At 68.2% G+C, this 18,142-nt stretch carries 19 protein-coding genes; 7 read left to right on the top strand and 12 right to left on the bottom strand.

All coding sequences use genetic code 11. The annotated features are described in order from the left end of the window. Positions 1–158: 158 nt before the first annotated feature. Positions 159–359: a hypothetical protein gene (locus ACFWTE_RS11750; RefSeq protein WP_378779302.1), complete on the bottom strand. Its 201-nt coding sequence runs from the start codon at positions 357–359 to the stop codon at positions 159–161. Positions 360–695: 336 nt separating this feature from the next. On the opposite strand from ACFWTE_RS11750, the gene ACFWTE_RS11745 reads away from it, so the two are divergent. After that, positions 696–1,574: a tetratricopeptide repeat protein gene (locus ACFWTE_RS11745; protein ID WP_378779301.1), complete on the top strand. Its 879-nt coding sequence runs from the start codon at positions 696–698 to the stop codon at positions 1,572–1,574. A 111-nt stretch (positions 1,575–1,685) separates the two neighbouring features. Continuing rightward, entirely contained in the window at positions 1,686–4,712 is a 3,027-nt protein-coding gene (locus tag ACFWTE_RS11740) for a Tn3 family transposase (protein WP_378779300.1), read from the top strand. Positions 4,713–4,781: 69 nt separating this feature from the next. On the opposite strand, the gene ACFWTE_RS11735 is transcribed toward ACFWTE_RS11740, so the two are convergent. Next, on the bottom strand, positions 4,782–5,282 hold the full coding sequence (locus ACFWTE_RS11735; RefSeq protein WP_378779299.1) for a hypothetical protein: 501 nt from the start codon (positions 5,280–5,282) through the stop codon (positions 4,782–4,784). A gap of 168 nt (positions 5,283–5,450) precedes the next feature. Between ACFWTE_RS11735 and ACFWTE_RS11730 the strand changes: the two genes are divergently transcribed. Continuing rightward, a complete protein-coding gene (locus ACFWTE_RS11730) occupies positions 5,451–6,197 on the top strand; it encodes a hypothetical protein (RefSeq protein WP_378779298.1) in 747 nt (248 codons plus the stop codon). 42 nt (positions 6,198–6,239) lie between these two features. On the opposite strand, the gene ACFWTE_RS11725 is transcribed toward ACFWTE_RS11730, so the two are convergent. After that, entirely contained in the window at positions 6,240–7,169 is a 930-nt protein-coding gene (locus ACFWTE_RS11725; RefSeq protein WP_378779297.1) for a recombinase family protein, read from the bottom strand. Positions 7,170–7,276: 107 nt separating this feature from the next. Then, positions 7,277–7,627, bottom strand: coding sequence for a hypothetical protein (locus ACFWTE_RS11720; protein ID WP_378779296.1), 351 nt, complete (start codon positions 7,625–7,627; stop codon positions 7,277–7,279). A gap of 708 nt (positions 7,628–8,335) precedes the next feature. Here ACFWTE_RS11720 and ACFWTE_RS11715 point away from each other — a divergent pair. Beyond that, positions 8,336–8,467, top strand: a complete 132-nt coding sequence (locus tag ACFWTE_RS11715; protein WP_378779295.1) for a hypothetical protein — start codon at positions 8,336–8,338, stop codon at positions 8,465–8,467. A 411-nt stretch (positions 8,468–8,878) separates the two neighbouring features. Here ACFWTE_RS11715 and ACFWTE_RS11710 read toward each other — a convergent pair whose 3' ends face one another. The 3 genes from ACFWTE_RS11710 to ACFWTE_RS11700 are packed head-to-tail and all read right to left on the bottom strand — an operon-like array spanning position 8,879 to position 9,614. Then, the gene (locus ACFWTE_RS11710) at positions 8,879–9,163 is read right to left on the bottom strand and encodes a hypothetical protein (protein WP_378779294.1); all 285 of its coding nucleotides are present in this window, start codon (positions 9,161–9,163) and stop codon (positions 8,879–8,881) included. After that, entirely contained in the window at positions 9,160–9,381 is a 222-nt protein-coding gene (locus tag ACFWTE_RS11705) for a type II toxin-antitoxin system HicA family toxin (RefSeq protein WP_378779293.1), read from the bottom strand. The genes ACFWTE_RS11710 and ACFWTE_RS11705 overlap by 4 nt, the downstream gene beginning before the upstream one ends. After that, positions 9,378–9,614: a type II toxin-antitoxin system HicB family antitoxin gene (locus ACFWTE_RS11700; protein WP_378779292.1), complete on the bottom strand. Its 237-nt coding sequence runs from the start codon at positions 9,612–9,614 to the stop codon at positions 9,378–9,380. Before ACFWTE_RS11700 ends, ACFWTE_RS11705 begins: the two co-directional genes overlap by 4 nt. Before the next feature lie 504 nt (positions 9,615–10,118). Here ACFWTE_RS11700 and ACFWTE_RS11695 point away from each other — a divergent pair. Beyond that, a complete protein-coding gene (locus tag ACFWTE_RS11695) occupies positions 10,119–10,595 on the top strand; it encodes a hypothetical protein (RefSeq protein ID WP_378779291.1) in 477 nt (158 codons plus the stop codon). 321 nt (positions 10,596–10,916) lie between these two features. Here ACFWTE_RS11695 and ACFWTE_RS11690 read toward each other — a convergent pair whose 3' ends face one another. Both ACFWTE_RS11690 and ACFWTE_RS11685 read right to left on the bottom strand, forming a co-directional pair. Further along, entirely contained in the window at positions 10,917–11,762 is an 846-nt protein-coding gene (locus tag ACFWTE_RS11690) for a hypothetical protein (protein ID WP_378779290.1), read from the bottom strand. Positions 11,763–11,838: 76 nt separating this feature from the next. After that, positions 11,839–12,906 carry a tyrosine-type recombinase/integrase gene (locus ACFWTE_RS11685; protein WP_378779289.1) on the bottom strand — a complete coding sequence of 356 codons (1,068 nt, stop codon included), beginning with the start codon at positions 12,904–12,906 and terminating at the stop codon, positions 11,839–11,841. 315 nt (positions 12,907–13,221) lie between these two features. On the opposite strand from ACFWTE_RS11685, the gene ACFWTE_RS11680 reads away from it, so the two are divergent. Both ACFWTE_RS11680 and ACFWTE_RS11675 read left to right on the top strand, forming a co-directional pair. Further along, positions 13,222–14,160: a hypothetical protein gene (locus tag ACFWTE_RS11680; RefSeq protein ID WP_378779288.1), complete on the top strand. Its 939-nt coding sequence runs from the start codon at positions 13,222–13,224 to the stop codon at positions 14,158–14,160. Between the two features lie 639 nt (positions 14,161–14,799). Then, positions 14,800–15,924 (top strand): hypothetical protein, encoded by a 1,125-nt coding sequence (locus tag ACFWTE_RS11675; protein ID WP_378779287.1) that lies wholly within the window; start codon positions 14,800–14,802, stop codon positions 15,922–15,924. A gap of 241 nt (positions 15,925–16,165) precedes the next feature. On the opposite strand, the gene ACFWTE_RS11670 is transcribed toward ACFWTE_RS11675, so the two are convergent. The 3 genes from ACFWTE_RS11670 to ACFWTE_RS11660 form a co-directional block, all read right to left on the bottom strand. Next, positions 16,166–16,609 (bottom strand): hypothetical protein, encoded by a 444-nt coding sequence (locus ACFWTE_RS11670; RefSeq protein WP_378779286.1) that lies wholly within the window; start codon positions 16,607–16,609, stop codon positions 16,166–16,168. Next, the gene (locus tag ACFWTE_RS11665; protein ID WP_378779285.1) at positions 16,606–17,313 is read right to left on the bottom strand and encodes a ParA family protein; all 708 of its coding nucleotides are present in this window, start codon (positions 17,311–17,313) and stop codon (positions 16,606–16,608) included. The genes ACFWTE_RS11670 and ACFWTE_RS11665 overlap by 4 nt, the downstream gene beginning before the upstream one ends. A gap of 105 nt (positions 17,314–17,418) precedes the next feature. After that, positions 17,419–17,685, bottom strand: a complete 267-nt coding sequence (locus tag ACFWTE_RS11660) for a hypothetical protein (RefSeq protein ID WP_378779284.1) — start codon at positions 17,683–17,685, stop codon at positions 17,419–17,421. Positions 17,686–18,142 lie beyond the last annotated feature (457 nt).

Below are 18,142 nucleotides of genomic sequence, written 5' to 3'. Positions count from 1 at the left end.
CATCCGAACAGAAACCCACGCTAAGCGCCGGATCCTGTTCGGATGTTCCTCAACCCCCGGTTTGCTCCCGCCAGCTCCTCGCGCAACGTTTCGTTGCGCGAGGAGCTTTTCGCTTTCAGGAGGCAGGCTGGCTTGGTGTCCTCAGAGGCCGGCGGGGGTCACGGGACGGGTTCGTCGTCGGTGCGGGAGCGCAGCAGGCGCAGGACCTGGCGGGCGCGGTGGCGACGGCCGGTATCGCGCGACCACACCGCCGGGACGACGACGAGCAGTACGAGCAGCAGCAGCGGCCAACTGCCGGCGGTTCCCAACAGTGCGACCACCAGGTCCACCGTCAGGTCGGCAAGAGCGAGTATGGGCATGGGGTTCCTCCGCCAAGGGGTGAGCAGATCGGGATGCGATCAGCCTGAATCCGCCCCAAGGCCGAATGGACGCGGCAGGACGCCGCCGTCCAAGACCGGCCAATCATTGACAGCTCCAGACACCTTGAGGCCTGTGATGGCAAGATGTTTTGACAGTTTCTGACACCTGCTGCCCCCTGATCCGGAAGGACCGGCGTGCCCCGCCCATGGAAGCGCCCCGCCATCCCCCCGAGCCCGCTTGATGAGCTCAATCGCGCGCTGCACGAGCTGCACCACAGGGCAGGCTGGCCCTCTTCACGCCACATCCAGCAGGCCCTGGACAACAAGGGTGTGGCCATGTCCCATACCAAGATCCATGACACCCTCACCAAGCCCGTGCTGCCGACCAAGGGCGCGGTCGAGATGATCGCCGAGGTCATGGCCGAAGCGATCCGCGGCGCTGACGCCGGCGCTGAGGTCGACCGACTCCTGGACCTGTGGCACGACGCCTCCCTTGATATTCAGCCCTCTTCTCCCTCCACGGTCCGAAGGCCCGAGGACGAAGTGCCTTCTCGAGCAGACCCGCTCCCGCCCACCGCGAACCAACAACCTCTTCAAGAGGATGCTGCACAGCCTTGGCACGAGAGGCCTGGGTCAGGCGGGACCATGTTCAACCTCGGCTGCCTATTCGAGGAGAAGGGCGAGCAGGACAAGGCCGAGCTGTGGTTTCTGCGTGCTGCGGAGGCGGGCCACGTCGGCGCTATGAACAACCTGGGCGCCCTGCTGGTTAAGCGAGACGAACAAGGCAAGGCAGAGAAGTGGTTCCACAGCGCAGCCAAGGCGGGCCACACCCTCGCCATGTTCAACTTTGCTGAGTTGATGAGGGAGCGAGGAGCTGAGGGCATGGCCGAGAAGTGGTTCCACCGCGCGGCTGAGGCCGGCCACGCCGGAGCTATGCGCCAAATCGGGAGCCTGATGCAGGATCGGGGTGACCACGAAGCGGCCTGGACGTGGTACTGCCGCGCGGCCGAGACTGGGAACGTCCACGCCATGAACCACCTTGGCACCCTGTCTCAGTTGCAAGGTAAGAACGACGAGGCCGAGAAGTGGTTCCGCCGCGCGGCCGAGACGGGGTACCACCTCGCCATGTTCAACCTCTCTCATCTGCTGCGGAAGCTGGGCAAGAATAAGGAATCCCAGATGTGGCACCACCGAATGCTTGGGATAGAGGGGTGAGCTCGGGGGTCGAGGAGGATTGCTACAGGATTTGGCGGTAGAGCCGTGACCTGGGCGACGGTTCGGTGACGGGGCCGGTTTGTCCTGTTCGTGGGCTCTACGTTCGTGGCCATGCCGCATGAATACCTCTCCGATGAGCAGATCGCCCGCTACGGCCGCTTCCCCGAGGAGCTGTCGGCGGGCGACCTGGAACAGTTCTTCCGCCTCACCCCCCACGCCCTGGAGCTGGCCACAGGCAAACGCACCCCGCCCACCCGGCTGGGGTGGGCCGTGCAGTGGGGCACGGTGCGCATGCTCGGGGTGTTCCAACCCGACCACCCCACCCGAGTCCCCGAACGCGCCGTGGCCTTCGTCGCCGACCAGCTCGACGTCGACCCCGGGGTCCTTCCCGACTACCGGGCCCGGGAGAAGACCGCCTACGAGCACGCCTGGCAGATCCGTGGCACCTTCGGCTACCGCGAGTTCTCCGCCGGGGAGGAGGACCTGCGCGCCTACCTCGCGGCCCGGGTGTGGGCCGGCGAGGAAGGCCCCAAGGCGTTGTTCGACCGGTCCGTGCTCTACCTGCTCGAACACCAGATTCTGCTGCCCGGCCTGACCGTGCTCTCCCGCCTGGTGAGCGGGGTGCGCAAGGCGGAGAACGCCCGCCTGCACCAGGTGGTGGCCCAGCGCATCCCGCACCCGGTGCGCGCCGAGCTGGGCGCCCTGCTCCAGGTCCCCGACCAGGCCCGCTTCTCTGAGCTGGAGCGGCTGCGCACCGAACCCGACCGCGTCTCCAGCCCTGGCCTGGTCCAGGCGCTGGATCGCACCAGCCAGATCGCCGGGATCGGCGCCGGGAAGGTCGAGGTGGACGACGTCCCCCAGGTCAAGCTGGAGACGCTGGCCAGGTACGGGATGCGCGCCAAGGCCCCCGCGCTGGCCGACCTGGTCCCAGACCGCCGGGAGGCCACGCTGTTGGCCACCGTCCGCCACCTGGAGACCGCCTCGGTGGACGATGCCCTGGACGTGCTGGAGGTGCTGATCACCTCCAAGCTCCTCAACCGGGCAGTGCGCGAGGGCAACGAGGACAAGCTGCGCGCCCTGCCCGACCTCAAGAGCGCGGCCAAGAAGATGGCTGCGGCGATGGACGTGCTCATCAACACCCCGCAGGCCACCACCACCCGCGTGGTGTCGTTAGCCGAGGTGTGGAACGCCATCGAGGAGGTGGTGCCGCGCGAGAAGCTGATGGAGGCGGTCAAGACCATCGCCGAGCAGGTGCCCGACGATGACGACGAGGCCGCCGCGTGGCGGGCCCGCCTGGTCAAGCGCTACCGCACCGTGCAGGGCTTCATCGAACTGCTCGTGGAGGTCATCGACTTCGACGCCGTCGAGGCCGGACGGCCGGTGCTGGAGGCGCTGGCCACCGCCGCGGCGATGGCCAGCAGCCGCAAGCACTACAAGGCCGCCGACATCGCCGCCCACGCCGAACTCACCGGTGGCTCGTGGAAGCGGCCCATCTTCGCGAGCCCCGACCTGGAAGAGGGGCGGATCGACAAGGCCGCGTTCATCATGTGCGTGATCGAGCACCTGCACCGCGCCCTCAAGCGCCGCGACGTCTTCGCCCGCGGCGCCGACCGGTGGGGCGACCCCCGGGCCCGGCTGCTGGCCGGACCGCTCTGGGAGGCAACCCGGGAGCGGGTACTCACCGCCCTGGAGCTGGACGCCGAACCGGCCGGGCACCTGGCCGCGCTGTCCTCGGCGCTGGAGGCCGGCTACACCCGCGTCCTGGACGGGCTCGGCGCCAACACCGCCATTCAGTTCACCGACGGGCGCCTGCGTCTGCAACCGTTGCAGGCCGCCCCCGAGGTGCCGCTGATGGGCGAGTTCCGCGCCCTGGTCGACGCCATGGTGCCCCGCCTGGACCTGCCCGACCTGCTCATGGAGGTCGCCGCCCGCACCGGCTTCATCGACTCCTTCACTCGCCAGGACGGCGCCGAGGCGGGCATGGACGACTTCGCCACGAGCGTGTGCGCGCTGCTGGTCGCCCAGGCGTGCAACATCGGCCTGACCCCGGTGGCCAAACCCGGCGTGCCCGCCCTGACGCTGGGAAGGTTGCAGCAGGTCGACCGCGCCTATGTGACCAGCGAGAACCTGCGGGAGGCCAACGCCCGCCTCATCGAAGCCCAGACCCGGATCGGCGTCACCTCGGCGTGGGGCGGCGGGCTGGTCGCCTCCGCGGACGGCATGCGCTTCGTCGTCCCCTCGCAGAACCTGCACGCGCGGGCCAACCCCAAGTACTTCGGGCTGCGCAAACGCGGCGCGACCTGGCTCAACGTGGTCAACGACCAGGTGATGGGCCTGGGCGGGCTGGTGGTGCCCGGCACCATCCGCGACTCCCTGTTCATCCTGCACGCCCGCGACGGCGGACCGAAGCCGGAGATGGTCATCACCGACACCGCCTCCTACTCCGACATCGTCTTCGGGCTGTTCGCGATCTGCGGCTACCAGTTCTCCCCGCGCATCGCCGACCTGGGCGACACCCGCCTGTGGCGCACCAACACCAGCGCCGTCTACGGGCCCCTGGACCAGATGTCGCGCCACACCGTCCGGCTGGATGTGGTCCGCGCCCACTGGGCCGACATGCTCCGGGTCGCCGGATCGCTCACCACGGGGGCGGTGCGGGGCTATGACCTGGTGCGCATGCTCTCCCGGGAGGGCCGCCCGACCGGGCTGGGGGACGCCTTCGCGCACTACGGGCGCATCTTCAAGACCCTGCACCTGCTCCAGTTCCTGCACGACGAGCCCTACCGGCGCATGATCGGCGCCCAGCTCAACGTCTCCGAAGGCCGCCACCAGCTGGCCCGCAAGATCTGCTTCGGCAACCGCGGCGAACTCAAACAGCGCTACCGCCAGGGGCTGGAGGACCAGCTCGGCGCCCTCGGTTTGGTGCTCAACGCCGTGGTGTGGTGGAACTCGCTGTACATCGACGCCGCCGTCACCCAGCTGCGCTCCGAGGGGTTCCCCGCGACGGAGGAGATGTGCGCCAGGCTGTCCCCGCTGGGGTTCGACCACGTCAACTTCCTGGGCTCCTACGCCTTCCCCCACCCCGACGCCTACGAGGGCCTGCGGCCCCTGCGCGACCCCGCCAGCGCACCCGAGTGAGCACCCCGTGCCCGCCCCCCTGGGGGCGGGCACGGCACCTCGGGGCGGCCGGGAGCCGGACGGGCCGGTTCACAGGTGGTCGTGGGGCTCCTCGGCGCGGGTGATGACCACTGCGGTGGACATGGCGGGGAAGTGCACCGCGCAGCACGCGCACACCGACACCTCCAACCCGTCCACCGCCACCGCCTGGGCGAGTCGGCCCGCCCCGGTGGCGCTGTGCCCGTTGTAGGGCTCGTAGGTCAGGGCCACCAGCTCCTTGCCCCGGTACCAGCCGCGCGGGTGGTCACCCGGGTCGTAGCAGCGGCCGATCTCGTGTTCGGTGCCGTGGCGCTGACGATGCAGCCGCCCCCGCCCCTCGCGCAGGAAGCACGGGCACTTCCAGGCGCCGATGGAGATGCCCCGCTCGGCGAGCTGGGCGCGGCGCCGGCGGGCCAGGACGGCGGCGACCGCGCGCTGGACACTATCGTCGCTGCCCACGGTGTCCAGGTGCTCGGCCGCGGCGAGCAGGTCCGGGCGCTCGCGTTCGGTGAAGTAGATGTCGCCCAGGGAGCGCGCTGGCGCTACGGCCATCGTGTCCTCCTTCGGAGTCGGTTGTGTGCGCAGAACCGTAGGGGACGGGCCCCCCGTCGGTGCGGGTTTGGGCGAACAGGTGGTGGACTCGCACGATCTTGACGTGTCCCGGCGGTGCTGAGCTGGGTCGATAGCCTCCCTTCCAGTGATCCACGTGGGGAGGCTGTGATGGGGCGCGACGCCAAACGGGCCAAGCAGGCCCGCCGGGACAAACGACTGCGGGCTCACGCGCCCTGGCCCGCCCCGGCGGTGCCCGCGTTCCCCGAGCAGGAGATGGCACGGCTGGCCAAGGCCTGGGACCGGGCGATCGCCCTGGGGCTGATGGCCTCCGGCCAGGACGTGAAGTACCACTTTGCCCCGGACGCGGGGGTGCTCTCGGTGGCCGAGGGCAAGAGCGGGCAGGTGCTGGCCAACGGCGAAAGGCTCACCCCGACGGTGGCCGACCGGCTACGCGCCCAGATGCCGCTGCTGGCCGAGATGGTCACCTTCTACGAACGCAGCCAGATCAGCGGCCGGGGCCTGGCCGGCGCTCCCGAGGACGGTGTGTCCGCCCTGGGTGCCCCCCGAGCGGCCGCACCGGTGCCCGCAGTGGACGAAGGGGCCCTGCAACGAGCCCAGGAAGCGACGCAGGACCTGATCGCCCAGGGCCTCATCAGCGACGGAGCGGGGGCGATGGTCACCCCGTCCGAGCACGGGGGCCTGCTGGCCGTGGGCGGACGCGACGGCGAACTGTACGCCAACGGTCGTGCCCTGACCGCGGCCTGGGCAGATCGCCTGCGCGAACGGATGCCGGACCTGGCCGAGGATCTGGACCGGCTCCAGGCGATCCGCTCCGAATGGCAGGACACCCCACCTCAGGACCGGTCCACGGCCCTGGGCGCCTGCCACGACCCGAACTGCCTCGGCGCGCACTGACCAGCGCCTCCATGGCCAACAGGTGCAAACCGGCGGGAAGTCCTACTCGCCGGGCACCCGGATGCGGGCAGGCTTGGGCCTGAGCGGCAGGTCCTCGTCCACTGCTTCGGTTTCCGCCAGGGCTCGGTAGAGCGAGGCGACCGAGGGGGACCTGCCCGCGTTCTTGCCGACCTTGATGGTGAGCTTCCTGGCGATCTCGGGGACGGGCACACCCTTGTCCTTCAGCGCGAGGGCGAAGGTGAGCATGTCCTCGTCGATGACCTTGGGCCGTCCGCCGTGGTTGCCCTTCGCGGCGGCGATGACCTGCCCTTCGAGGGTCTTCTCCCGGATGTAGTTGCGTTCGATCTGGCCCGCCACGGCGAGCACGGCGAAGAACATCGCACCCATGCCGTTGGGATCGTAGATGCCGGTAAGCGGCCCGGTGAGGAGTTCGAGCTGGATACCGCCAGCTTGGAGGTCGGCGGAGAGCGACATCAGCTCGGCGGCGTTGCGCGCCAGACGCTTGAGCTCGTGAACGGTGAGGATGACCGGAGTGTGGGGGGCAGCCTCCTTGAACTCGTGGGCCAGCGCGAGCGCCTTGACCAGTTCGGGCCGCACCTTGACGCGGGTGCTGATCTGCTCGGAGAACACCTTGTGGCACTGCGCGCGATGCAGGGCGTCGAGCTGGCTGGCCAGCTCCTGGCGGGCGGTCGAGGTGCGTGCGTAGCCGATGCGCACGGCCGCCGCGGTGGACGGCGCAGGGACCACCGCGAGCGCGGGCCCCTGCGTCCAGGCCCGGCCGGGCCCGCGGCCCGCGGGGACGGCGACGTCCAGTTCCTCGCGCAGCGCGGGAACCAGGACGAACCGGGGGGTGTGGTACTTCGCGGCCGTCTTGCCGCCCCGGGTGCGACACGGGGTGCCGGCGGGCGCTTCACAGTTGGGGCAGTCGTGGCCTTCGACCGCTCGCGCGGCCTGGTCGGGCGTCAGATCCATGACGGGAGTCTCTCAGAACCCCCTCGCACAACACATCGGTTTCGAGAGGACTTCTGCGAATACTCACCTGCGGAAACGACACACGCGGCGAACGTCTCGCAGGGCTCTCACAACCGGTCGTTTGTGCGAGGCGTCCGGGCGTCCCACTCGGTGAGCACCCGCTGGAGTTGTCGGGCGACGTCGGCGTCGACCCCGCGCCGGCGGGCGGTGTGGCGCAGGTACGCCTCCGAGCCCTGGACCAATCCGGACCAGGGGAAGGCGATGACCGCGTAGCTGTGCGAGCCGGGCACTCCGACATGGCTCCAGGCGTCGAAGTCGGTGGGCTTGGGCTTGTCGGTTCCTTCGTGGACCGCCCGGATGTGGCCCTCGACGAACTCCTCCTCGAAGGACCGGTGGTCCTTCAGGCACGACCACGGCGTGTGCAGGGCGCACTCGTGGCACGCCAGGGTGCCGATCATGTCCGGGAACCGGCGCTGCCACTCAGCGTCCAGGGGATAGACATCATCCTTCGCGGGGACACGCTTGCGGCACAAGCAGCAGGTGATACGGGGCTTCGGGGGTGCCACAGGGCCTCCAGATGATCCGTTGCGCCCATGCTCTCAGCCTGATCACGCCGCTACCGCCAAATCCTGTAGTAATCCTCCTCGACCCCCGGAGGGGCGTCCGGATCGCGGACGGGCGCCAGGACGACAGCCGCGCGGGTGGAGCTGTCTGCACGCTGACAAAACCCCCGAACAGTTCCCATCACCGCAGGTCGCGCACTCCTGGTTCACGGAATCCAGTAATCCCGTGAACATCGATGGTGTTCCTGGGGAGCCAGAGTGTCGGTCACGTTCGCGTCTGCGTCGACCACCGGTCGAACCCCGCGTTGAGCCAAGCCTGCCGATCGAGGGCGCAGGCCAAGACGGCAAGCAGGCCTTCCGGCCCAAGCTGGGATCAGTAATTTTTTATGGTGCCAGGTTGTAACAAACGAACCCAAAGCGAAGCATTTATCGCCACAAAGACGTCAAAACCGGATGCGTGAGGCTCACGGAGGTACGGAAAGCCGGTGTGAGAAGACGCTAGATTAGGAGTCGCTCACACGAACCCGGTGAAAACCGACCAGCCCCCGCGGGACTGGTCGTCCCTCCTCTGCTGAGAGGCATTGGAACCGGAAAGGAGTGAGCATGTCATCACCACAGAAACGACCTGACGGGCCATGGTGGGCACCGCCCATCATCGCGGGCGTGGTCCAGGCCCTTGTGCGGGTCGCCGTGGAGGCCATGAAGGACTGGTGGCAAGGAGGAGGCCCCCTCTGACCGAGGGGGCCTCGTATGCAGTACCCCGGGGCTCATGCGTTGCGCGCGCATGGGCCCCTTTTTGTCGAATGGTGCTTTAAACAGACATAGCTCCCACGTTCGACTTTCCTGAGTCACTTTACCGCACTGTGTGCAGGGAAAATCAGGGAAGTTGCAGGTAGTGGCCCTAAACGTATGATATGAGCCATATTAGCCTGGTTGTCTTAAACAAGACATATATTGCATTGAGTCCTTGTGTGGTTTCTCCCCGTGATGTGTTTGTTGAGGTCGACCAGCACCTCGACCACCGGTCGACCTCTACGACGAGTCGATCCTGACCAACGAGTTCGACCGGTCCCACGGCGGGGATGTCGCGTTCGGCCTCCGCCCCGATCTACTCCGGGAGGGTCAGCTGTCATGTTCCACGCCGGTCTACTCGTCGGGGAGGGACAGCTGCCCCGGCACCTGCCGCTGCTCCTGGAGGCCCCGCCGCAGGCACCGTCGGCACGACACCGGCCCGGCGGCCGCCGTCAACCGCAGCGGGTCCACGGCCGCGTGACAGGCCACCGCCGGGACCGCGACCCCGGCCCACATGTGCGTGGCCAGCTCGTGCACCACGGACCCCCGGCCGATCCGCACACCCGAAGCGCCGGCCAACTCCTCGCGGCGGCGGCGGAGCGTGGCGGCCAGGTGCTCGACCTCGGGGTCGTCGCTCACAGGAGTTCGCGGAGTTCGTCGCCGGTGAGCCCAGCCTGTCGGAGCACCGACACGGTGGTGCCGCGCTTGAGCTCCCGGTGCAAAGGCACGAACACGACCCTCTCGTCCCGCCGGAGCTTGGCGTGGTCGCCTCTGGTCTTCACGTGCTCGAAGCCGACACGCTTGAGCGCGGCGATGACCTGGGCGCCGGACGCGACGGGGATGCGGGAGGGGCTCACGCAGGCAAGCGTATGTCGATCTCCGCGACCGTGGTGGTGCCTGTAGACAGACGCTCGACGGCGTCCTCGGACTCGTCCTCGAAGTACAGCTCCAGCGCCTCGGTGAGGGCGTCCAGGGCCTCCTGCCGGGTCTCGCCCTGCGAGGCGACCTCGACATCCACCGCGCGTGCCACGAACCCGCCGACCTCCAGGTCCGGGGTCACGGTGACGGCCAGGTGCAGTGTGCGCTCCATACGGCCAGCGTAACCGGACATCCCCGTCACCACGCTCAGTAGGAACTTCCATGGGCAACGCGCACTTTAGGTAACAATGCCGAAAATGTCCATGTTGGGGCACTGGCCCTGGGGAGCCCAGATTCCCCAGACCCGTACAAACAGCGTGCGGCAGCACCTTCCCGGTGCTCTGAGGGGGCGGGGAGGGGGGAGTCACCCCCCCACCCCGGGGTCTGGCCTGCGGCAACGGCGTCGGGTGGGCGAGTCCGTCCGGGTCGTGCCCAATCTCGTCCACCCGGTGACGTGCCTACGGAATGCCGTAGGTACGTCACGCTCTGACCTGCTCGGGTTCCAGATCCTCGACCTCAGATGAGGCACCCGGACGAGGCGAAGCCCCGCACTGGAACCTGCTGGTACGGGTCGGGGTGCGGACCCCGCGAACGCAAAAGCGACAACCCACCCCCAATGGGCTGCACTTTTGGGATTCGCCCGCCGTCGGGGTGGCCAGCTCCCTAGCATCACCTCGTGCTGAACACCCACACCACTTTGCGCCTTCGCGGCGCCGCCCTCGCGGGCCTCCTCGCCCTGGCCCTGACCGGCTGCGTGAACACCCCACCCGAACAAGGCGACCGGCTCGCCCGGGCCGCGGGCACCGCCTCGATGTCCATCGTGATGCCCTTGGGCCTGTGGGAGCAGACCAAGCCCACATACGAAGCCGAACTGGACGAGCTGGAGCCGGTCCCGCTGAAAGGCGAGGAAGGTGAGCGTGGCCTGGTGCGGGTCAACCTCACCGGCACCCAGCTCGTGGAGTACATGAACCACCTCGACAACGATGCCCACGGTTACGGCATCGAGGCGGAGACCCCTGAGAACCAGGCGGCGGCCGCACGGGTCTACACCGCCATCTCCGAGGTGGTCGACCAGATCACCGCCCGCACGGGAGAAGATCAGCCCGCCCCCGAGGTGGTCATTGACGACACCATCGGCGACGAGAAGAAGTAAGCCGACGTCCCGGGCGTGTACGACGGTCCCGCACCTCTGGTTGAGGTGCGGGACCGTTCGCCTATTGGCCATCGCCGGACAGGTCCTGGCCATGGCCGGGCCCGTGGCCACGATGGCCAGACGGTGTCCGGACATGGACAGGGTGACGTGTCTACGGCATGCCGTACCTACGGCATCAGGAGGGGAGGGTGGCCATCGCGCCGGACAGCACCTGGCCATGGCCAAGGTCGTGGCCACGATGGCAGGCGCTGGCCAGAGGCGTCATCACGGTGATGACGCTCCCCCGGGGGGCGGGCCGGTGCGGCGCCGCAGCTGTCAGGGCTAGCTTGACAGTCGTGCGGGGGTGCCCTGGGCCCGGCGGGTGCCGCGCTCGTGGGCGGCCTGGCGGCTGATGCCCAGCACCGCGCCGATCTGGGCCCAGGACGCCGCGCCGCCGGGAGCGCCCGTGTCGCGGGCCGAGGCGAACGCGCCCGCCTCGGTGGACTCCCACAGTTGGCGCATGTCGTCCAGGAGCCCGAGCACGGCCAGGCGTCCGGCCCGGTCCAGGTCCTTATCGGCCTGGGCTGCGGCCACCAGGTCCGCCACGGGCAGGGTGCGCAGCCGGAACCGCCATTCGCGGACGTCCTGGCCCCGCGCGTAGCGGGCGGTGAGGTGCTCGGCCGGACTCATCACCAGCGGCCCCGACTCGGCCCCGGGCTTGGCTTGAAAGGGCGTGAGCAGGTGGGCCGCCCCGTCGGTGGCCACGGGCGCCAGGAACAGGTGCGGGAGAAGGGTGTCCTGGGCCTGGGCCAGGAGTTCCTCGGCCATCTTCCCCAGACGTTCACCCTCGGGGGCCTGGTCGGGGTCCTCGGTGGCGGCCAGGGGCTCCTCCAGGCGCCACACCAGCGCGGGCCCGTCAGTTCCGGGGCGGATCTGACCGGCCAGGCAGGCGCGGATGGCGGCCAGGGCCCAGGCACGCGGGCTGTGGGTGCGCAACAGCTCCACGTCCGTGTCCGGGGCGGCCGCGGCGGCCTGGGTGCGCACGAGCGGGATGCTGGGGCCGTCGGTCCACCGCAGTTCCCAGCTGCCGCCCGAGGCGGGTTCGGCCTGGGCGCGGCAGCCGGGGTAGCGCTCGGTCAGGTCGGCGGCCAGGCGGCGGAGGGCCTGGGGTGTGCGGGAGCGACTCATGGCGTCAAGCTAAGCCTGACGCGTAGAGCTGTCAAGCTAAGCCTGACATGCCTGTGGTGTCTTGGACCGGGTGCGCTCACAGCCCGACCTTGCGCATGGGGTTGTCGCGCCACGCATCGGCCGGACGGATGTAGGAGTCGACGGCGGTGGAGGCTTCCGACCACCGGCCCTGGCGGGCGATCCAGGCCCGGGGGACCCCGGCGGCCGCGGCTGCGGTGGCCGGCCCCGCTCGGAGGGAGTGCGCGGTCACGCCCTCGATCCCGGCGGCGGTGGCCAGGCGCTTGACCACAAGGTTGATCCCGGCCCCGGACATGCGCCCCGTGCCCCGCCCTGCGGCGTCGGGGGTGCCGGCCAGGCGGCCGTGCCGGTCGATTGAGCGCAGCAGCGGACCCGTGGTGACACCGGCGTTGGCCAGCGTGGCCAGGTAGGCGCTCGCGGTGCGCACCGGACACGTGGACAGGTGCGTGCCGTAGGGGATGGCCACGGTCGTCCCGGCGGAGTCCTTGTCGGTCTTGGAGGTGGCCACGAACACCTCCAACCCGTCGGGGACGGTGCGCAGGTCGGTGATGTCCAGGGCGGCCAGTTCGGAGCGGCGGGCCATCATCGCGTAGCCCAACAGGAGGAGTGTGCGGTCGCGCAGGCCGACCAAGTCCTGCCCGGCCGCGTCGAGCATGGCCCGCAGGTCCTCGACCGAGAGCGCCGGCGCTTGCTTCCTGCGCCCGCCTGCCCCGGCCCACTCGCGGCGGTAGGAACGCAGCACCATCCTCGCGGCCTTCGTGGACACCGCGTGTCCGGCGGCGGCGTGGCGGGAGGCGATGGCGCCCAGGGCCCGGTCCACGGTCGCCGGGGCGGCCCCGGCACTGGCGAGGTGGTCGGTGTAGGAGGCCAGCGTCTCGGCCGTCGCCGGGAGCGGGGCGCGATGGGTGGTCGAGCACCAGGCGGTGAAGGTGCGCCAGTCGCGGGCGTAGCCGGTGCGGGTGGAGACCGCCCACCCGTCCGCCACGCGCGCGGCCGCGGACTCGGTCAACGCGTCGTCGGGGAGAACGAGCGCCTGGCCGCCGTCGACCACCACCGCGTCGACGACCCCCTCGACTGTGTCGTCGTCGGGGCACGGGATCAGCTCGGTGGTGTGCTCGGTCGTCACAGGGGACCTTCCAGGGGTGGGAGAGGTGGGGTCAATGTCCGAATTCTAGCTTTCGGTAAGTCAAGTTACCGAAAGTCAGAACCCAGAAGCTGAGGATGTTGGCATAGAACCGCGGGCAGGCGTCGACAGAGGTGCCTTCGACCTCTAACTGCTTCGCTGGATCGTTCCTCGGGAAACCCGAGCTGTTGACACTGCTCTCGTCAGAGGTCCTTCCAGTGTCATTGTCATGGTTATCTACACTACTACCGCTGAAACGACTTTTCTGGATCTTTACTGCGATTGGCTTGACCTGCTAGATGTCGTAAGGTCCCGGACATGAGAGAGCAGATCGGCGCGATGCTGAAAGCATCAACGTTGGAGACCCGGGAGGCTCTCCTGCGGGGCACGCGTCGCAAGGCCACCCCTGTGCGCAAAGCCTTCGTTCAGGCTCCGCGCGGAGCCGCGCGACGGGAGGGTCCGTTGGCGGCCTTCGTCATCGGCAGGGACCGCCGGGGACTGTTGACGTATCTGTTTGCTCTCGCTCTGACCAGCAGTCACAACGACGACAGTTGGGCAACCAGCAGGGACAGCCTCGTCTGGGCTCGGGCGATCGGGTTCACCGAACATGCATCGGAGACCACTGCCCGCGCCTCGGTTTGGAAGGCCTTCGGGCGTCTCGAGGAACGCAAGCTCCTGGGCCGCAGCCGAAAAGGACGCAAAGGGCAGAGTCCAACCATCACGGCCACACTTCTTCGGGAGGACGGAAGCGAAGAGGCGTACACACGCCCCGGCAAGGACGGGGACCGCAGCGCCTACTTCCAGCTACCTCATTGGTTCTGGCTCGAAGGCTATGCCGATCGGTTGGCTCTGCCTGGGCTGGCGATGCTGCTGGTCCTGCTGGCCGGCCCCTCGGCTGGTGTGAAGGGACTGCGAATGGAACGGATGCAGGAGTGGTACGGCTTCTCGGCCGACACCACAGCGCGAGGCATCAAGGAACTCGAACGGGAAGGACTCGTCACCGTGGAGAAGCAGCGGATCAAGGCCCCTCTGGCCCCCCTTGGGTGGTCTGAGGTCAACGTTTACCACGTGAGCAGCCAGTTCAGGCTGCGCGACAGCACCCTTGGAAAGGAGGTGAAGAACGAAGATGGACGACATCCAGCCGAAGAAGGCCAACTTCCTGCGCAGGGTCGCCAGCAAGATCGCTACTGCGGTGAAAACCGCAGCGCTCCTCCAGTTGATTTGGACTGGATCGGCCAAACTCTGGAACCACGTTGAGTGGTTCATGAATGAAGGCCCAGGTAGCGGGTTCCTCTAAGGAGCCGCATCTGAGCCTTCAGTAACAGGGTGACTCGACTTCGCTGGCAGGCGGCACGAGTCCACTCTCTGGGGGTGGGGGTCCGGCAAGACCTCCGCCCCTGAATTTATACCCGAACACGTCTATCGAAACAACACCCAGGTCAGTGGGTAGAATCCGCTGACCTGCGGCATTGCCAGTCTAGGGAGTATCGGGACAGGATCGTCGGCAGTCCTCTTCGACCAGAGGTGGGAACGCCGCGCACCGTAGCGGGAGCAAGACGGTACCGCAGCGGGTTTCGCCGAACCTCATTCGCAGCTCTATACACACCGGTGTGCCGGTGGGCCGATCCACCAATACACCGGTGTATCTGTGTAACGGTTCACCGGTTACCCGGCTTGATCAAAGCCACCGGGTCGTACCTGGACCTGCGCGCATCACGTCGGGTGAGACGACGCGCCTCTTGAGCTGGCCTTTCGTTGAACCCAAGTCCGATTGTCCTAGATGTAGTCCATAGTAAAGGGGCAAGGCACTAGATGTAGTGGTTCGTTCCTGGGTGGTCGTGACACTCTGCAACACCGCATCGAACAAGCTGCCCGCCCCTACTAGGAGGAGTTCGCTTGACCAGTTTCCGCTCGGTCTCGGCCGCAGCACAGGACACCCGTCGGGTCCAGACGGCCGTGGTGGGTCCCACCGCAGCTTCCAAGAAGGCCTTCTACCTGCCCACCGACCGCGACCAGGCCAAAGTCGAATACGACCCCGACTCCCACTACTGGTGCGGCACGCACCAGGGGGGCTGCGGCCGACAGCTGTCCGCCCGCTTCCCCCTGGACAAGGTCGCGCATTTCTTCCACCGCGGCGCGAAAGCTGCGGACTGCCCTCTCTCGGAGCGGCGCCGGGGCTGGCGCGACTTCGACCCGCTGGCCGCCTGGTCCGCGCTCAGCCCTTGGCGGCAGGCACGCGGCTTGGCTGAGGGGCACATGAACCTCTTCGACAACGTCAGGGGGTGCGACGCTCGCTTCATGCACATCAGCTCCCCCGGAGACCCCAGGGACACCCGCATCGTGCTGGGCGATGCGACTGACGACAGGGTCCTACAGGACGCCAAGGCCCCGCGGGCGCGCGAGTGGGACTGGTTCGTGCACCAGGACAACAGCCTGGTGCGGATGCTCTTGGACAAGTACGGAGTGTCCTACGGCCTGATCCGGTTCGCGGACCACGGCAACGCCGCTCCCACCATGGAGGTCTTCCTCCGCGCAGGAGCGAACGAGGAGGGATGGGGCAGTGCCGAACGGTACGTGCCTGCCCCGAACCGCCCCCTTCACCCTGTCGAGGCTCCGGTTGCGGTCGGGCGTGTCCCGGCCCAGGCACAAACAGTCGTACAGGAGAGGCCTGAACCCGCACCTGTTGTGCCACGCGAGAGGGCGGCCTCTCTTGAGTCGGACCTCCGAGTTCAGCGGCCCCCAGTCCGACGTCGGGCCACAACGCCCACTCGCCCGCGCCCTTCGACGCCGAAGCCGGCTTTCCGGAAGGCTCAGGAATCCCGGACGGAGGAGCGTCTTTCCGGCAAGCTCCAAAGTTCGGCGCTGCTGCTCGACGAGGCGTTGAACCGCGGGGACCGTCGAGACATCAAGCGCTATGCCCGCAACCTACAGAACCTGCGGGATGAGCATGAGGGGCGGCTGGCTCTCGTAGACGAGCAGTGGATCAAGCACTTGCTCAGCCAGGCTGGCACCAAGCGGTGACCGTCACGGGCATGTGAACCCGTAGTAGGTGCCTCGAGGACCGGCATGGAAAAGCCCCGCGCAACGACCTTTGGAATGTGCCAACCGTTGTGCGGGGCTCTTGTGTCTCCAGGCTCTGGCGGCTTCCCCGAACCACTACTGCGGCGCGGGCCACGCCTCAGGTCACAGCCCTGCAAGCACCGGTATGTCGGTATGCAGTTCCACCAATACACCGGTGTATCTATGTGCCGGTTGACCGGTGTCAACGGCGCGGGCGCCCTGGCTTCCCCGTGGGAGCGGGCTTGTTCTCCCGGAGGGCCTGGACGACCTCGGCCGGGCTCATCTGCTCCTGGAGGCGGCGTAGGGCCAGGCGCACGACGGGGCTGTTGACGGAGCGCATGCGCTGCCCCACCGCTTCCGCCTCGACCTGCCAGAGCCAGTCCATGAGGGGCTCGTCCAGGTACGCCTCAACGGACGGGGCCCGCTTGGCCCGGGTGGCATCGCTGCGCCCAGGGTCCTGGCGGAGGGCGGGCGCGGGTGCCTTAGACCGGGGCTGCCGGGCGGGCTCGACCACAGGCTCCGGTGCCGAATCGGGGACGGGTTCGGTCTCGGGGAGCGGGGGCTGCTCGGACCGCGGGTGCTTGGGCGGTGGAGCCGTGCGGCCCCGCCGGCGCCGGTTGGACAGGTCGTCCAGGCCGTTGCTCACTGGGCCACCGCCTGGGCGACCGCGGCGATCTCGTCAGCGAAGGGCCGCCCCTGCTTGGAGACCGGCGCTGCGCTGACCGCCATGCGCCGGGAGCGGCGGGGCAGCCACACGTAGTGCGACACCGGCGGGCCGACCGGAACGTTCGCGGCCTGGGTGATGCGACGCAGGCGGTCGATGTCGCGGGCCGGTGGCACCGGCGGCACCCGGGAGGGGATGACCATCAGCGGGTAGTCGGCCAGCTGTTGCACCATCCCTTCCAGGGCTTCGTGCTCCTTCTCTCCGAAGGGCGCCGGCACCACGATGCGGTGCGCGGCCGCCATCGCTCCCAGGGTCGAGGGGCTGCCGCCGGGGTGGGTGTCGACCACGACGTCGCGGCCCCATTCCTTGGCCCACCGCTCGATCAGCGCCGCCATGGCATCGGGTGCGGGCTGCATGTCCACGAAGTCCTCATGGCAGGGGACTAGGTCCGCTTTGCGCACACCCTTGCGCGGGCGGGGGGTGCGTCCGGCCTCGATGGCGTCCAGCAGCGGCGCGTTGGAGCGCTCCTCGGTGCGGTACCCCCACGCGCGGGTGGCGTTGCCGCGGTCCCAGTCCAGGTCCACCAGGACGGCGCCCAGGGCGTAGGCCAGCTCGCTGGCGATCGTGGTCTTGCCGACGCCGCCCTTGTAGCTGGCGACCGTGTAGATCTTCGGTTCATCGCTCATGTCGTGGAGTATCCCGCACACCGGTCTACCGATCCACCAGTACACCGGCTTACCGGCGTGCAGTTACACCGGTGTATTGGTGGTCCGGTGGAACGGTGTGCGGTTTCAGCTGGGAATCCATCCCTGGAAGGTCCACGTCTCGCGGGTGTCGTCCGCGTCGGGGGCGTAGTGAGCCCGCCAGTCGACCCCCTCCTGCATGGAGAGATGGTCGGGGTAGGACCCGTCCGGGATCATCAGCAGCGCGCCCACGTCGCCCAGAGGAACGCCGTGGACGGAGGCGCGGGAGTAGGTGAGGGTCTCGCCGTCCCACTGAGGATGGCCTCCCACGAGGCGCACGGTCACGGTGGCGTCTGTCGAGAAGGTGTTTGTCATGGGTCCATCCTGGTGGCCGCCGCCGTCGTGTGCAGGGAAAGCCTCGAGTTTGGCCACTCCGAGATCGGCATGTGACGCAAGGCACATGAGAACTGGGGGAGTGAGGCGTCTTCGCAGGTCAGGCCCATGTTGTTGGAATCCCATGGGCTTCCAACGATGGAGCACGAAGTGCGGCTGTTTTATTAAATAGAATGGCCTCCTCTTTTCCTGAAAAACATGGACTGATCTGCTTGGGCACATCCATTGCAGGGTGGTGCGCTACTCTCTTTTTGACTCTGGCTATCCGACGCATACTGTGATCAATGATCGGAGGGGCAGCCCATGCCCAAGCGCAGGAGCGACTGGCGTCGCATCGGTCTGTTCGTGGTCCCCCTGGCGCTATCTGCGCTCTTCAGACAGGTTGCTTCCAGGTTGTTCGAGTGGCTCTGGGGGTGGTAGGCAAAGCTTAGAATTCCAC

It is taken from the genome of Nocardiopsis sp. NPDC058631 (assembly GCF_042716955.1).
Classification (GTDB): domain Bacteria; phylum Actinomycetota; class Actinomycetes; order Streptosporangiales; family Streptosporangiaceae; genus Nocardiopsis.
The sequence above is the reverse complement of the archived record's forward strand: the minus strand, read 5'-3'. Positions and strand labels throughout refer to the sequence as shown.

Excerpts from the sequence above, each read along its gene's own strand:
- ACFWTE_RS11725 (WP_378779297.1), bottom strand. The coding sequence starts at position 7,169 with ATGGATCTGACGCCCGACCAGGCCGCGCGAGCGGTCGAAGGCCACGAC.
- ACFWTE_RS11750 (WP_378779302.1), bottom strand. The coding sequence starts at position 359 with ATGCCCATACTCGCTCTTGCCGACCTGACGGTGGACCTGGTGGTCGCA.
- ACFWTE_RS11720 (WP_378779296.1), bottom strand. The coding sequence starts at position 7,627 with ATGATCGGCACCCTGGCGTGCCACGAGTGCGCCCTGCACACGCCGTGG.
- ACFWTE_RS11660 (WP_378779284.1), bottom strand. The coding sequence starts at position 17,685 with ATGACAAACACCTTCTCGACAGACGCCACCGTGACCGTGCGCCTCGTG.
- ACFWTE_RS11690 (WP_378779290.1), bottom strand. The coding sequence starts at position 11,762 with ATGAGTCGCTCCCGCACACCCCAGGCCCTCCGCCGCCTGGCCGCCGAC.
- ACFWTE_RS11740 (WP_378779300.1), top strand. The coding sequence starts at position 1,686 with ATGCCGCATGAATACCTCTCCGATGAGCAGATCGCCCGCTACGGCCGC.
- ACFWTE_RS11715 (WP_378779295.1), top strand. The coding sequence starts at position 8,336 with ATGTCATCACCACAGAAACGACCTGACGGGCCATGGTGGGCACCGCCC.
- ACFWTE_RS11735 (WP_378779299.1), bottom strand. The coding sequence starts at position 5,282 with ATGGCCGTAGCGCCAGCGCGCTCCCTGGGCGACATCTACTTCACCGAA.
- ACFWTE_RS11665 (WP_378779285.1), bottom strand. The coding sequence starts at position 17,313 with ATGAGCGATGAACCGAAGATCTACACGGTCGCCAGCTACAAGGGCGGC.
- ACFWTE_RS11680 (WP_378779288.1), top strand. The coding sequence starts at position 13,222 with ATGAGAGAGCAGATCGGCGCGATGCTGAAAGCATCAACGTTGGAGACC.
- ACFWTE_RS11745 (WP_378779301.1), top strand. The coding sequence starts at position 696 with ATGTCCCATACCAAGATCCATGACACCCTCACCAAGCCCGTGCTGCCG.
- ACFWTE_RS11700 (WP_378779292.1), bottom strand. The coding sequence starts at position 9,614 with ATGGAGCGCACACTGCACCTGGCCGTCACCGTGACCCCGGACCTGGAG.
- ACFWTE_RS11730 (WP_378779298.1), top strand. The coding sequence starts at position 5,451 with ATGGGGCGCGACGCCAAACGGGCCAAGCAGGCCCGCCGGGACAAACGA.